Raw genomic sequence first — 14,214 nt, forward strand, 5'->3', positions numbered from 1 at the left:
TCGCCGAAGCCCGGCGACATCCAAGCTCACTCGCCCTTGGCGCGCTCGCGCAGCCGCGCCTTCTCGCGGCGCACCTCGGCCTGGGTTGCGCGTTCGCGCTGGAGCCACTCCGGCCGATCGGCCATCAGCTGATCGATCTCGCCGGTGGTGAGCGCCTCGGTGACTCCACCGCGCGCGAGCCCGGCGATCGAGACCCCCAGCTTGGCGGCCACGACGGGTCGGGGATGCGGGCCGTCGCGCCGCAGGTCGACGAGCCACTGCGGCGGCGCGGACTGCAACTGCGCGAGTTCGTCGCGCGTGACGGTGCCCTCCTGGAACTCGGTGGGCGTGGCCGGCAGATAGACGCCGAGCTTCTTGGCGGCAGTGCTCGGCTTCATCGTCTGGGGCTTACGCGCGCTCATACCGCCAGCGTAGCGGTAGCCTGGTGCCGTGAACGACGAGCCGCCCGCGGCGCCCTTCCGGCTCGGTTTCGTACCGGGCGTCATGCCTGCGAAATGGATCCGCATCTGGGGCGAACGCTTTCCCCACCTCCCGCTCGACGCGGAGCCGATCGCAGTCGGCGCCGGCGAGGCGGCCGTGCGCGAGGGCGCCGTCGACATCGGCCTGCTGCGGCAGCCGGTCGAGCGCGACGGGCTCGCCGTCGTCCCGTTGTACGAGGAGACCACGGTGGTGGTCGTGCCGAAGGATCATGCCGTGTCGGCGGTCGACGCCGTCACGGTCGCCGACCTCGAGGACGAGGTGGTCCTCACCCCGGCGGACGACACGCTCACGTGGCCGACTCCGCCGGGCACGCCCGCGCAGCACACGCCGTCGACGACTTCCGACGCGATCGAACTCGTCGCGGCCGGAGTCGGCGTCGTGGTGGTCCCGAAGTCGTTGGCGCGCCTGCACCATCGGCGGGACGTCGTCCATCGTCCGGTCGAGGACGCACCCACCTCGCGCGTCGTGCTGGTGTGGCGCGAGGACCGGGCAGACGACCGCACCGAGGACTTCGTCGGGATCGTGCGCGGGCGCACCGCGAACTCGTCGCGGGGCCGCACCCAGCCCTCGAACACCTCCGGTAGGTCGGCATCCGGCAAGGCATCCGGCGGCAACTCGGCTGCAGGCAAGTCCACCCCGGGCACGTCCACCGGGGGAACGACCGCGAAGCGCGCATCGGGCACCCGGCGCGCGGCCGGCGGCACCCGCTCGTCGGCCGGCCGGGGCAAGCGCGGCGGGCCGCGGCGGCGCCGCTGACGCGACTCAGCCGCGCGTGGGGGCGGCGTCGGCGAGCAGCGAGGCGAGCGCCTCGTACCGTTCGACATGTGCGCTCGTCGAGCGGAATACGAGACCGATCGTCCGGCCCGGTGCGGGATCGGCGAAACGCGACGTCTCGAGGTTCGCGCGTGCGGTCTCGACCGGCAGCGCCGTCTCGGGCACGAGGGTGACGCCGAGACCACCTGCGACACACTGCACCACGGTCGACAGCGAGGTGGCGCGGGTGTCGCCCGGCAGCGGACGCGCGTCCACCGACCGGCACAGGTCGAGCGTCTGGTCCCGCAGACAGTGCCCGTCGTCGAGCAACAGCAGCGGCATCCCGTCGAGCGCCGCGACGTCGACGTCGACGCGCCCGGCGATCTCGTGCCCCGGCGGCGCGGCGATCACGAACTCCTCCGTGTAAAGCGGTATCTCACGCGTTCCGGCGGCGTCCGACGGCAATGCGAGCACCGCGACGTCGAGCGAGCCGGTCCGGAGAGAGTCGAGCAGACGCGCCGTCTGATCCTCGACGACGTGCAGCACGAGCGCGGGCAGGTGAGTGTGCAGAGCGGGCAGGAAGGACGGAAGCACGTACGGTGCGACGGTCGGGATGATGCCGAGACGCAGCGGGCCCGCGAGCGTGTCCCCCACGCCCGCGGCGCTCGCGAGGAATCCGTCGGCCGCATCGAGGATCGACTTGGCCTGTCCGAGCAGCTGCTCGCCGGCGGGTGTGACGAGCACGCGTCGCGTCGACCGTTCGATGAGGCGCACTCCGAGGCCGGATTCGAGCGAGGCGAGCGCCTGCGACAGTGTGGGTTGCCTCACATTCAAACACGCTGCGGCGCTACCGAAATGCCGGCATTCGGCGACGGCGACGAAAGCACGCAGCTGTGAGAGCGTCGGCTGATAAGTCTGGTCGGACACACCTATGAGTGTAGTGAGATTCATCGGCTTTACTTTCCAATGGGTTCATGCAGAATGGACTCACACCAGAAAAGCGCGGTCTTCGAATCCCGGAAACCGCGCATTTTTCCGGTCCGACCGCCCCGTGCGCTGATCCCGGCACCCGGGTCGGAACTGCTCAATTCAGGAGGAGACACACCACATGGCTCTGCTCACCATCGGCGATCAGTTCCCCACGTACAACCTGACCGCCGTGATCGGCGGCGACCTGTCGAAGGTCGACGCCCAGCAGCCCGACGACTACTTCACGCAGGTCACGAGCGACGACTACGCCGGCAAGTGGCGCATCATCTTCTTCTGGCCCAAGGACTTCACCTTCGTGTGCCCGACCGAGATCGCCGCCTTCGGCAAGCTGAACGACGAGTTCGCCGACCGCGACGCCCAGGTGCTCGGCGCCTCGGTCGACAACGAGTTCGTGCACTTCCAGTGGCGCGCACAGCACGAGGACCTCAAGACCCTCCCCTTCCCGATGCTGTCCGACCTCAAGCGTGAGCTCGTCAGCGCCGCCGGCGTCCTCAACGCAGACGGCGTCGCCGATCGCGCGACGTTCATCGTCGACCCCAACAACGAGATCCAGTTCGTCTCGGTCACCGCGGGCTCCGTGGGCCGCAATGTCGACGAGGTCCTTCGTGTCCTCGACGCGTTGCAGTCGGACGAGCTGTGCGCATGCAACTGGAAGAAGGGTGACCCGACGCTCAACGCGGGCGACCTCCTCAAGGAAAGCGTCTGACATGTCGATCGAGAACCTCAAGAACTCGCTTCCCGAGTACGCCAAGGACCTCAAGCTCAACCTGAGCTCGCTCGCGCGCTCGACCGAGCTCAACGAGCAGCAGCTGTGGGGCACATTCCTCGCGGCGGCGGCCGCCACCAAGTCGGCGACCGTGCTGCGCGAGGTGTCGGAGGAAGCAGCCGACACTCTGTCCGCGGAGGCCTACGACGCGGCTCTCGGTGCGGCGTCGATCATGGGTATGAACAACGTCGCGTACCGCGCGAAGAGCTTCCTCGGTGACGACTTCACGCAGGTCCGAATGGGCCTGCGCATGAACATCATCGGCAACCCCGGCGTCGAGAAGGCCGACTTCGAGTTGTGGAGCCTCGCAGTGTCCACGATCAACGGCTGCCACGACTGCACCGCAGCGCACGACGCGGTCGTCCGCAAGGAAGGCCTCACCAAGGAGCAGGTATGGGAGGCCGTCAAGGTCGCCGCCACACTGCAGGGTGTCGCGCAGGCCGTCGTCGCGACCGAGGCGCTCGCCGGCGCCCAGGTCTGATCGAGGCACGTCAGGTCTGATCGAGGCACGTCAGGTCTGATCGAGGCCCGGTCCGACACGTGCGGATCGATCGCCGAACGAGAAAGGCCCCCGACCGGATTCCGGTCGGGGGCCTTTCTCGTGGGATCACACGTGCAGCGTGTCGCCCGCGAAGATGAGGTCGGGGTTCGAGACCTGGGTGGCGAGATCGGTGAGATCGACGCCGTGCGCCTCGGCGATACCCGAGAGGGTGTCGCCCAACTGGATCACGTAGTTGCCTGCCGCGCCCGTGAAGTTCTGCGCCGCGGCGGTGACATCCTGTGCCACGTCGGCCACCGGGGCCGGGGCCTCGGACGAGCCGCTGTCGTAGGAGCCGTCGTCGTAGGACTGGGCCTGCGCCGAAGCCTGCTCGGTGTAGCCCGTGCTCGGCGTGCTGCCGCCGGTGAGGTACTGGCCACACACCGGCCACGCGCCCGGCCCCTGCGTCTGCAGGACGTTCTCGGCGACGCGGATCTGCTCTTCCTGGCTCGCATTCGCCGCCGAGCCCGATCCGCCGTTGGCCTCCCACGTGCTCTGCGAGAACTGCAAGCCGCCGTAGTAGCCGTTGCCGGTGCTCGTGCTCCAGTTTCCGCCGCTCTCGCACTGGGCGACGCCGGACCAGTCGTGCCCCTGAGCGGACGCGGTGCCGGTACCGAGGGCGAAGGGGACGGCCACGACGGCGCCCGCCGCTGCGGCCGTGCCGAGTGCGCGCTTGATGGAAATGCTCATTCCGGTGAATCCTCTCGTTCCCGCCCGTGCCGCCGGGCGTCCGCGTGGGTCGCACGCGGGCCGCCAGCGGCCGGCACTCCCGCTCCTCGGCGATCTGGAATCCACCGGGCCGCGGAGCGGGACGTGACGGTCGGGACCGGTGGTCGCCCGGCTGTTTCGGGCTGGATCCGACCGTAGCCTTTGATCACGAACAGGTCACGTACCAATTTTCCGGTACGGCCGTACAGCCGCGTGGCCTGGGCTTAGCCGTCTTCGCAGATGGCGATGGGTGTAACGGTTGAATAACGGCCGCGTTACACCCCTGCCCTATGAGAACACCCACACGCACCGAGTGGCGCGGCGCACCGACCGAACCGCTCCGGCCTGGAACCGACGACGTTCACCATGTCGGCAAGCGCGGTGCGGCGGTGTTCTAGAGTCGCTGGCATGGCCGCCGTGCAAGTGGACATGGTGCGTGTGTTCGCCGACGAGGACGGGCGCCACGGCACGCCGCTGGCGATCGTGCAGCGCGACGTCGTCGCGCCCCCGGGCGCCGATGCGGACGCCGAAGCGCCGTTGCGCGCGCTCGCGCGGCGCACCGGCACCGATTTCACCGCTTTCGTCGGCGGCGGGCGTGTAGTCGTGCACGCGGCGGCGGACGAGCGAGCGGGCGAGTTCGCCGTCCACCCGGTGATCGGTGCAGCATGGTGGCTCGACGCGCACGGCGCCGTCGAGCCCGGGCCCGTCACGATCGACACGGCAGCGGGATCCGTGTCGGTCCGGCTCGAGCCCGGGCTGCTGTGGGCGCGGATCCGGGCCGACTGGACGCCCGAGTACGGCTTCTACGAACTGACAGGCACAAAGGCCGTCGACGCCGCGCGCCCGGACGACTACACCGCGGGCCACAACTGTGTGTGGGCGTGGATCGACGAAACCGAGTCGCGCGTCCGGGCTCGCACGTTCGACGGCGCAGGCCGCGAGCCGTCTCCGACGGGCGCCGCGGCCGCAAGGCTCACCCGGCACCTGCGGCACGCACTGCTGGTACGGCAGGGACGGGGATCGGTGGTACACACCGTGTTCGACACAGCAGGATGGACGGAAGTGGGCGGGCGCGTCGTCGCCGACGCGTCCCGCACCCTCTGACCGACGCGGTCGCGCACCGGCTGCCCGCGGTGCGGTCAGCCCAGTGCGGCCGCGATGCGCTCGGCCAGCTCCTGCACCTGCTCGTCGGTCATGACGAAGGACGGTGAGATCTGCATCGCGCCCTGGCCCGCCGCGCGGCCCGAGACGCCGTGCGCCCGCAGTTCGCCGACGAACGGCAGCGCCTCGGTCGGGTCGGCGAGTTGCACTGCGGCGACGGCACCGAGCCCGCTGCGGACCTCCGCCACGCGGGGGTGGTCCGCGAGCGGCGAGAGCCACCGGTCGAGCGATGCCTCGAGCCGCTTCGACTCGGCGAGCAGGTTCTCGCGTTCGAGGATGTCGAGGTTGGCCATCGCGGCCGCCGCGGCGCCCGCGTGCCCGCCGTAGGTGTACCCGTGACGGAACCACGTGCCGCCTGCGAAGAAGGGTTCGGCGACGCGGGGTGCCACGAACACTGCGCCCATCGGGACGTAGCCCGACGTGAGGCCCTTGGCAGTCGTCATGAGGTCGGGCGCGAGGTCGAAGCGCGAGGACGCGAACCACTCGCCGCCGATGCGGCCGAAGCCCGTGACGACCTCGTCGACGACGAACAGGATGTCGTTGTCGCGGCAGATCTCGCGGACCTCGGCGAGGTATCCGTCCGGCGGAAGGTAGATGCCGCCCGCGCCGATGATCGGCTCGCAGAAGAACGCGGCGATGTTCTCGGCGCCGATGCTCTCGATCAGACGCGTGAGGTCCTTCGCGTCGTCCCACGCGACGGTGGCCGCGTCGGACATGAGCTCGCCGTAGCCCTCGCGGTTGACCGGGATGCCCGCGAGTGCGGTGCCCGCGACGTGCATGCCGTGGTACGCCTTCTCGCGGCCGACCACGATCTTCTTCGACGGGGCACCGACGGCGTGCCAGTAACGGCGCGCGAGCTTCGCGGCCGTGTCGACCGAGTCGGAGCCACCCGACGTGAAGAACACCTTGCTGCCGGCCACGGGCGCGATGTCCGCGAGACGTTCGGCGAGACGCACCGTGACCTCGGGCGCGAAGTCGCCGAAGTTCGAGTAGTGCGCGAGCGTGCCGAGCTGCTTCGCGACGGCGTCGGCGATCTCGGTGCGACCGTGGCCGACGTTCGCGAACCACAGGCCGCCGGTCGCGTCGAGATACCGGTTGCCCGCGGAGTCCCAGATGTGCGCACCCTCTCCGCGCGCCACTTCGAACGGGCCGTTCGCCTCGACCGAACCCATGTCTGCGAACCCGTGCCACAACGCCGACGCCATCGTCTTCCCTTCCTGAAACCGAACACTGGGAATCCCGCACGATCGAGAACCGCCGGGAAAGCAAAACCCCCAGGTAGAGGGTAGTCCATCGTCGCGTGTGCTCGCCGCGTGCATCGGGCGGGCCCGGCTCGGCCGACGCACCGGCACCGCTACGCTGGGTGGCAGCATGTCCACCACATCTTCCGGAGCCTCCGGGTCCCCTGCCCCGCCCGAGCCGCTGCCGTCGCGACGAGACCTGAAGCAGTTGCTCGACGGCGTGAGCCTGCGCGACGAACAGCGGCTGCGCCGTAAGCTGGACCGCGCGCGCGGCCCCCAGGCACTCTCCCGTGTCGCGGCCGACATCGACTCCGCGCGTCGCACGCTCGCCGCGCGACGGGCGAAGGTGCCCACCGTCACCTACCCCGCGATGTTGCCGGTCAGCGCCCGCGCCGACGACATCGCGGCCGCGATCGAGGCGAACCAGGTCGTCGTGATCGCGGGCGAGACCGGTTCGGGCAAGACGACGCAGATACCCAAGATCTGCCTCGAACTCGGTCGCGGCGTACGCGGACTGATCGGGCACACGCAGCCGCGGCGCCTCGCAGCCCGCACGGTCGCCGACCGGATCGCCGAGGAACTGGGCACGGAACTCGGCGACGTCGTCGGCTACACGGTGCGCTTCACCGACCAGGTGTCGGACGACACGCTCGTCCGGTTGATGACCGACGGCATCCTGCTCGCCGAGATCCAGCGCGACCGGCTGCTGCGGCGCTACGACACGCTGATCATCGACGAGGCGCACGAGCGCAGCCTCAACATCGATTTCATCCTCGGCTACCTCAAGGAGCTGCTCCCCCGTCGGCCCGACCTCAAGGTGATCATCACGTCGGCGACGATCGACCCCGAACGGTTCGCGCAGCACTTCGCGGCGGGCGAGACTCCCGCGCCGGTCGTCGAGGTGTCGGGCCGCACCTTCCCTGTCGAGGTGCGCTACCGGCCCCTCACCGAACACGTCGAACGCGAGGACGGCGCCGTCACGATCGACCGCGACCCGGTGGACGCAGTGTGCGACGCGTGCGAGGAACTGCTCGCCGAGGGCGACGGCGACGTGCTGGTCTTCCTGTCCGGCGAACGCGAGATCCGGGACACCGCGGACGCCCTGCGCGACCGCAGACTCCGGAACACCGAGGTGCTCCCCCTGTACGCACGGCTGTCCGCCGCCGAACAGCACCGCGTGTTCACGCCGCACTCCGGCCGGCGAATCGTGTTGTCCACCAACGTTGCCGAGACATCCCTCACAGTTCCGGGAATCCGCTATGTCGTCGACCCCGGCACGGCGCGTATCTCGCGCTACTCGGTGCGAACCAAGGTGCAGCGGCTGCCGATCGAACCGATCTCGCAGGCTTCGGCACGCCAGCGCACCGGCCGGTGCGGGCGCGTCGCGGACGGCATCTGCATCCGGCTGTACTCGGAAGAGGACTTTCTCTCGCGGCCGGTGTTCACCGAGCCGGAGATCCTGCGCACGAATCTCGCATCCGTCATCCTGCAGATGGCGGCGCTCGATCTCGGCGACATGGCGGCCTTCCCATTCGTCGAAAGGCCCGACGAACGGGCGGTGCGCGACGGTATCGCGCTGCTCGAGGAACTGGGCGCGATCGAGACCGGTTCACGCGCAGGGCATCCCCGACTCACCGGGACCGGGCGCGAGCTCGCGCGCATCCCTGCCGATCCGCGCATGGCGCGCATGCTCGTCGAAGCGCACCGCGCGGGAGCACTCGCCGAGGTCCTCGTCATCGTCGCCGCACTGTCGATCCAGGACGTCCGCGAACGGCCCGCCGAACACCAGCAGGCCGCCGACGAGCAGCACGCGCGCTTCGCCACCGAGAACTCCGATTTCCTCAGCTATCTCGCGCTGTGGAACTACCTGCGCGAGCAGCGCACCGCACTGTCGTCGAGCCAGTTCCGCAAGATGTGCCGCACGGAATTCCTCCACTACCTGCGCATCCGCGAGTGGCAGGATCTGCACGGACAGCTCCGCCAGATCACGCGCGGTCTAGGCTGGTCGACGTCGGACACACCCGCCGCCGAGTCGTCCGTCCACCAGGCGATCCTGTCGGGGCTGTTGTCGCACATCGGTGTACGCGAAGGCGAGAGCCGCGAGTTCCTCGGCGCGCGCGGCAGCAAGTTCGCGGTCTTCCCGGGGTCGGGGCTCGCGAAGAAGCCGCCACGCTGGGTCATGGCGTCCGAACTGGTCGAGACCTCGCGGCTGTGGGCACGCGACTGCGGCCGCATCGAGCCCGAGTGGGCCGAGAAGCTCGCCGGCCACCTCGTCAAACGCACCTACTCCGAGCCGCACTGGTCGTCGAAGCGTGGCGCGGCGATGGCATACGAGAGGGTCACCCTGTACGGCGTCCCGCTCGTCGCCAAGCGGCCCGTCACCTACGGCGCCATCGATCCCGAGGTCTCGCGCGAGCTGTTCGTCCGGCACGCACTGGTCCAGGGCGAATGGCGCACCCATCACCGCTTCTTCCACGACAATCGCGCCCTACTCGACGACGTCGAAGAGCTCGAGCACCGCGCGCGCCGACGCGACATCGTGGTCGACGACGACACCCTGTTCGAGTTCTACGACGCCCGGATTCCCGCGGACGTCGTGTCGGCGCGGCATTTCGACAGCTGGTGGAAGAAGGCGCGCCGCAGCGATCCGGAACTGCTCACCTTCACGACCGCGAACGTCGTCAACGCGGACGCGGCCGCGGTGTCGGCTGCCGATTTCCCCGACGCATGGCGTCAGCGGGATCTGCAGTTCCCGCTGACATACCAGTTCGAACCCGGTACCGAGGACGACGGCGTGACGGCGCGTATCCCCGTCGCGTTGTTGTCGAGCGTCGCCGACGTCGGCTTCGACTGGCTCGTGCCGGGTATGCGGCACGAACTCGTCGTCGCTCTGGTCAAGACCCTGCCGAAGAACCTCCGCCGCGCGGTGGTGCCCGCGCCGGACTTCGCGACCGCCGCCCTCGCCGCGGTCACGCCGCGATCCGAGCCGCTCGCGACCGCGATGGCGCGGGAGCTGTCCCGGTTGGGCGGTGTGCGCATCGTGCCCAAGGACTTCGATGCCGCGGCGCTCCCTGCCCATCTGCGGATGACCTTCGTGGTGGTCGACGACGGCGCCGAACTCGGCCGCGGCAAGGATCTCGCGGCCCTGCGTCGCGCGCTCGCGCCCCGCGCGCAGGCAGAAGTCACCCGGCTCGCGGGCGATGTCGAACGGCCCGCCGCCCTGGCCTGGACGGCGGACACGCTCGGCACGCTGCCCGACACCGTGACCCGCGAGTTGGGCGGCCAGGCCGTCACCGGCTACCCGGCCCTGGTCCCCGAGGCCGGGGGCGTCGCGGTGCGTGTGCTCGCCACCGAGCCGGCGCAGCGCGCGGCAACGCGGGCAGGCCTGCGCGAGCTGCTCCTCGCCGCGGTGCCCGTTCCGGCGAAGACGGTGACCTCGGGCCTGTCGAACGCACAGCGGCTCACACTCGCGGGCAATCCGGACGGGAGCGTCGACGCGCTCGTGGACGACTGCAGGCGCGCTGCCGCCGACGAGCTCGTCGCCGCCCACCGCGGCTCGCTGCGGTCGCCCGGCGAGTTCGACGCCTTCGTGACGTCCGTGCGCGGCGAGTTCGCGCGCCGAGTCGCCGCGCTCGTGCGCAGCGTGCTGCCGGTGCTCGAGGCCGACCTGCGAGTACAGACTGCGCTCGAACGGGCCGCGAGGCTGGACTCGGCGAGCGTGGAGGCAGCGGACGACGTGCGCGAACAACGCGGGACGCTCGTGTTTCCCGGATTCGTCGCCGACATCGGCGGCGCGCGTCTGCGGCACGTCCCGCGGTATCTGACCGCCGCGGCGATGCGCCTGGACGCGCTGCCCGGGTCCGCGGGCCGCGACCGCGCCGGGATGCAGGCACTCGACCGGATCTACGCGGCCTACGAGAACGCACTCGAATCGCTGCCCGAGCAACGCCGGGTCTCGCGCGCCGCGGACGCAGTGCTGTGGATGATCGAAGAGCTCCGCGTGAGCCTGTTCGCCCAGTCGCTCGGCACGGCGGGCTCCGTGTCGGAGAAACGGATCCAGTCGGCGATCGCCGCGCTGTGACGGCGGGCTACGAATCCTCGGTGGTGTCGGCACGCTCGTCGCGGTGCGCGCGCAATTCCTTGATGTCGCGCTCGAAGTCCTCTGCCGACTCGTACGACTTGTAGACCGACGCGAAGCGCAGGTATGCGACCTCGTCGAGGTCGCGCAGCGGACCGAGGATCGCGAGACCGACCTCGTTGCTCGGGATCTCCGCCGATCCGGACGCGCGCACGGTTTCCTCGACCTGTTGCGCAAGCAAATCGAGTGCGTCGCTGTCGACCTGCCGCCCCTGGCACGCTCGTCGAACGCCGCGCACGACCTTCTCGCGGCTGAAGGGCTCGGTGACCCCGCTGCGCTTGAGCACGGACAGCACGGCGGTCTCGACGGTGCTGAAGCGGCGACCGCAGTCCTGGCACGACCGACGACGCCGGATGGCCTGCCCGTCGTCGATCTCCCGCGAATCGACTACACGCGAGTCGGGGTGACGGCAGTACGGGCAGTGCATGCGCAATCCTTCGTCGATGCCCCGGCGGCCACGACTGTCCGATGCGTTCGGAGGCGAACCGGCGCGCACTGCTTCGCGCTCGCCCTGATTCACGCCACGGGTACACGGTCAGGACGCGACCACGCAAGGTGGTGAGACTGACAATGTGTGAGAGTACCTGCCGCGGCCGTACGCGTCCCGCGTGGTGAGTTGCGCGACTCCAGGACATGCAGCCGTCTCGGCGGGCGGTGGCGCTCCGTTCGGCCGCGCATCACGGCTCGTACACCGCGTAGTGCCCGGTCTCGGACACCGCGGGCGCGGCGGGGTCGGCCGCGAGTGCACCGAGTTGCACCAGCCCGACGAGCGCCGCGGCCGTACCTGCCACGGTGAGCGCGAACCCACGCCACCCGATGTCGGCGTGCGGACGCGCGTGCGGCGCGGCAGAGACGGGCACCCCCGAGCGGTAACGCACGCGGCCCGCGCCGGACGGTCGCGTACCCGCACCTGCCCGCCTGCGGGTGCCGATCCGCCCCACCTGCTCGTGCCGAAATGCACTGTGCCGCACCGCGACGTCGTGCCGGACTGTGTCGCCCTCGAGAAGCTTGCCGCCCATCGGAATCCTCCGGTCGAGTGGGAAATGATGCGAGTCGAACGCGTGTTCGTCGTACGTCTGTTCGATTTCTATCAGACGTCGGCGACGAAGTCACCACTTCTCGGAAAAATTCTCGAACAGGTGTTTGATTCACGGCGGAAAGCCCGATAGATTCGTGGTCAACAGCACACAGGAGTCACAACTCCCCCACGAGCACCGCCACATGCCCGTTCGCATCCGCACGGTTCGGCAGGAACCGCACGGCACGGCAGGCGGCCAGGAGAAGGGCGCACCATGAAGAAGGCAGGTCGCACCATGAAGAAGACCGGCACGATCGACGGCGACGCAGGCGGCGCCGTCACGTCCCCCCCTCCGGCCGCCGCACCCACGCTCACCGCGCGTCAGCGCAAGGTGCTCGACGTCATCCGTGCGTCGGTGGCCGATCGCGGCTACGCACCGAGCATCCGTGAGATCGGCGACGCCGTCGGGCTCACGTCCACATCTTCGGTCGCCCACCAACTGCGGACACTCGAGCGCAAGGGTTTCCTGCGGCGCGACCCGAATCGGCCACGCGCGGTCGACATCCGGCTTCTCGACGACCCCTCGACGCAGTCCGCCCCGGCGGCGGTCCCCGCACTGCACGATGCGACGCCCGCAGGCGAGGCCGCCATGGTCCCCGTGGTCGGCCGCATCGCGGCGGGCGGCCCCATCCTCGCGGAGGAAGCGATCGAGGACGTCTTCCCGCTGCCCCGCGAGCTCGTCGGCCAGGGCTCGCTGTTCCTGCTCAAGGTGGTCGGCGAGTCGATGATCGACGCCGCGATCTGCGACGGCGACTGGGTGGTCGTGCGACAGCAGAATGTCGCCGACAACGGCGACATCGTCGCCGCCATGATCGACGGCGAGGCCACGGTCAAGACGTTCAAGCGCACCGGCAAGGACGTCTGGCTCATGCCGCACAACCCGCTGTTCGAACCCATCGCCGGCAACGACGCGCAGGTCCTGGGCAAAGTCGTCACTGTCATGCGCAAGGTCTGACCGGGGCGTGGGGCCGGCGCGGCCCCGGACCCACTCGGTGCACACGGATCGGCCCCGCGACGCACAGTCGCGGGGCCGATCCGTGTGCAGCTGGGGTTCAGAGGTTCAGGCCGCGCCCGATGATCTCCTTCATGATCTCGGTGGTGCCGCCGTAGATCGTCTGCACGCGCGAATCCAGGTACGCCTTCGCAATCGGGTATTCCTTCATGTAGCCGTAGCCGCCGTGCAGCTGCAGGCAGCGATCGATCAACTCGACCTGCTTCTCGGTGCTCCACCACTTGGCCATCGCGGCTTCCTGCACCGTGAGCGTCTTGGCGTTGAGCATCTCGATGAACCGGTCGATCAGCACCCGCACCGCCGTGGTCTCGGTCGCGAGTTCGGCGAGCACGAACCGCGTGTTCTGGAACTTGCCGATCGGCTTGCCGAACGCCTTGCGGTCGCGGCAGTACTGGATCGTCATGTCCAGCGCCGACTCCATCGCGGCGGCAGCGACGACCGCGATCGACAGGCGTTCCTGCGGCAGGTTCTGCATCAGGTAGATGAAGCCCATGCCCTCTTCGCCGAGGAGATTCTCGGCCGGGACGCGGACGTCGGTGAAGCTCAGCTCGGCGGTGTCCTGCGCCTTCATGCCGATCTTGTCGAGATTGCGCCCCCGCTCGAAGCCTTCCATGCCGCGCTCGACCACCAGCAGGCTGAAACCCTGAGCGCCCTTGTCGGGGTCGGTCTGCGCGACGACGACCACGAGGTCGGCGTTGATGCCGTTGGTGATGAACGTCTTGGAGCCGTTGAGGACCCAGTGGTCGCCGTCGCGGACTGCGCGCGTCTTGATGCCCTGCAGGTCGCTGCCGGTGCCGGGCTCGGTCATCGCGATGGCGGTGATGAGCTCGCCCGAACAGAAACCGGGCAGCCACCGCTTCTTCTGCTCGTCGTTCGCGAGGCCGACGAGGTACGGCGCAACGACGTCGTTGTGCAGGGTGAAGCCGATGCCGCTGAACCCGCCGCGGGTGGTCTCCTCGGCGATGACGGCGTTGTACCGGAAGTCCTCGACCCCGCCGCCGCCGAACTCCTCGGGCACTGCCGTACCGAGGAAGCCCTGCTTGCCTGCCTCGACCCACACACTGCGGTCGACGATGTTCTGTTCTTCCCACTGAGCGTGATACGGCGCGACATGCTGGTCGAGAAACTTGCGGTAGGACTCCCGGAACAGTTCGTGCTCGGGTTCGAACAGGGTGCGCTCCACGCTCCACTCCTCAGCTAGGCGACAGAATCCCGCGCCGGGCAGCGCGGGAGGACCGGCGCTCGGGCGCACACTCGGGTACACCTGCCGAACCGGCCCGTTCCGTCACCGAGCGTATGGCGGGGTTCGAACGTGGTGAATGACCCAGGCGATCACGTTTCGTGACCGG

Annotated in this window: 13 protein-coding genes; 6 read left to right on the top strand and 7 right to left on the bottom strand. The window is 69.5% G+C overall.

The window, feature by feature from the left end:
- Positions 1 to 26: 26 nt before the first annotated feature.
- On the bottom strand, positions 27 to 401 hold the full coding sequence (locus HCA44_RS01260) for a DUF5997 family protein (protein WP_169646707.1): 375 nt from the start codon (positions 399 to 401) through the stop codon (positions 27 to 29).
- A 28-nt stretch (positions 402 to 429) separates the two neighbouring features.
- On the opposite strand from HCA44_RS01260, the gene HCA44_RS01265 reads away from it, so the two are divergent.
- Positions 430 to 1,236 (top strand): LysR substrate-binding domain-containing protein, encoded by an 807-nt coding sequence (locus HCA44_RS01265; RefSeq protein ID WP_346764510.1) that lies wholly within the window; start codon positions 430 to 432, stop codon positions 1,234 to 1,236.
- 6 nt (positions 1,237 to 1,242) lie between these two features.
- Here HCA44_RS01265 and HCA44_RS01270 read toward each other — a convergent pair whose 3' ends face one another.
- The gene (locus tag HCA44_RS01270; RefSeq protein ID WP_169646708.1) at positions 1,243 to 2,160 is read right to left on the bottom strand and encodes a LysR substrate-binding domain-containing protein; all 918 of its coding nucleotides are present in this window, start codon (positions 2,158 to 2,160) and stop codon (positions 1,243 to 1,245) included.
- Positions 2,161 to 2,341: 181 nt separating this feature from the next.
- Between HCA44_RS01270 and HCA44_RS01275 the strand changes: the two genes are divergently transcribed.
- The gene (locus HCA44_RS01275) at positions 2,342 to 2,929 is read left to right on the top strand and encodes a peroxiredoxin (RefSeq protein WP_169646709.1); all 588 of its coding nucleotides are present in this window, start codon (positions 2,342 to 2,344) and stop codon (positions 2,927 to 2,929) included.
- Position 2,930: 1 nt separating this feature from the next.
- On the top strand, positions 2,931 to 3,470 hold the full coding sequence (locus tag HCA44_RS01280) for a carboxymuconolactone decarboxylase family protein (RefSeq protein WP_169646710.1): 540 nt from the start codon (positions 2,931 to 2,933) through the stop codon (positions 3,468 to 3,470).
- Positions 3,471 to 3,596: 126 nt separating this feature from the next.
- On the opposite strand, the gene HCA44_RS01285 is transcribed toward HCA44_RS01280, so the two are convergent.
- Entirely contained in the window at positions 3,597 to 4,217 is a 621-nt protein-coding gene (locus HCA44_RS01285) for a transglycosylase family protein (RefSeq protein WP_169646711.1), read from the bottom strand.
- Positions 4,218 to 4,643: 426 nt separating this feature from the next.
- Here HCA44_RS01285 and HCA44_RS01290 point away from each other — a divergent pair, with 426 nt between their 5' ends.
- A complete protein-coding gene (locus HCA44_RS01290) occupies positions 4,644 to 5,339 on the top strand; it encodes a PhzF family phenazine biosynthesis protein (protein WP_169646712.1) in 696 nt (231 codons plus the stop codon).
- A 35-nt stretch (positions 5,340 to 5,374) separates the two neighbouring features.
- Here the strand turns inward: HCA44_RS01290 and HCA44_RS01295 are convergent, their stop codons facing one another.
- Positions 5,375 to 6,601: an aminotransferase class III-fold pyridoxal phosphate-dependent enzyme gene (locus tag HCA44_RS01295; protein WP_169646713.1), complete on the bottom strand. Its 1,227-nt coding sequence runs from the start codon at positions 6,599 to 6,601 to the stop codon at positions 5,375 to 5,377.
- A 166-nt stretch (positions 6,602 to 6,767) separates the two neighbouring features.
- Here HCA44_RS01295 and hrpA point away from each other — a divergent pair, with 166 nt between their 5' ends.
- The gene (gene hrpA / locus HCA44_RS01300; protein ID WP_169646714.1) at positions 6,768 to 10,718 is read left to right on the top strand and encodes an ATP-dependent RNA helicase HrpA; all 3,951 of its coding nucleotides are present in this window, start codon (positions 6,768 to 6,770) and stop codon (positions 10,716 to 10,718) included.
- A gap of 7 nt (positions 10,719 to 10,725) precedes the next feature.
- Here hrpA and nrdR read toward each other — a convergent pair whose 3' ends face one another.
- Together nrdR and HCA44_RS01310 are read right to left on the bottom strand one after the other, a co-directional pair.
- Positions 10,726 to 11,202, bottom strand: a complete 477-nt coding sequence (gene nrdR, locus HCA44_RS01305) for a transcriptional regulator NrdR (RefSeq protein WP_169646715.1) — start codon at positions 11,200 to 11,202, stop codon at positions 10,726 to 10,728.
- 250 nt (positions 11,203 to 11,452) lie between these two features.
- Positions 11,453 to 11,794: a hypothetical protein gene (locus tag HCA44_RS01310; protein WP_169646716.1), complete on the bottom strand. Its 342-nt coding sequence runs from the start codon at positions 11,792 to 11,794 to the stop codon at positions 11,453 to 11,455.
- Positions 11,795 to 12,067: 273 nt separating this feature from the next.
- On the opposite strand from HCA44_RS01310, the gene lexA reads away from it, so the two are divergent.
- Positions 12,068 to 12,808, top strand: coding sequence for a transcriptional repressor LexA (gene lexA / locus HCA44_RS01315; RefSeq protein WP_240945219.1), 741 nt, complete (start codon positions 12,068 to 12,070; stop codon positions 12,806 to 12,808).
- A gap of 97 nt (positions 12,809 to 12,905) precedes the next feature.
- Here the strand turns inward: lexA and HCA44_RS01320 are convergent, their stop codons facing one another.
- Positions 12,906 to 14,048: an acyl-CoA dehydrogenase family protein gene (locus HCA44_RS01320; RefSeq protein WP_169646717.1), complete on the bottom strand. Its 1,143-nt coding sequence runs from the start codon at positions 14,046 to 14,048 to the stop codon at positions 12,906 to 12,908.
- Positions 14,049 to 14,214 lie beyond the last annotated feature (166 nt).

The sequence above is a fragment of the Rhodococcus sp. HNM0569 genome (genome assembly GCF_012726205.1).
Taxonomy (GTDB): Bacteria; Actinomycetota; Actinomycetes; order Mycobacteriales; family Mycobacteriaceae; genus Rhodococcus_F.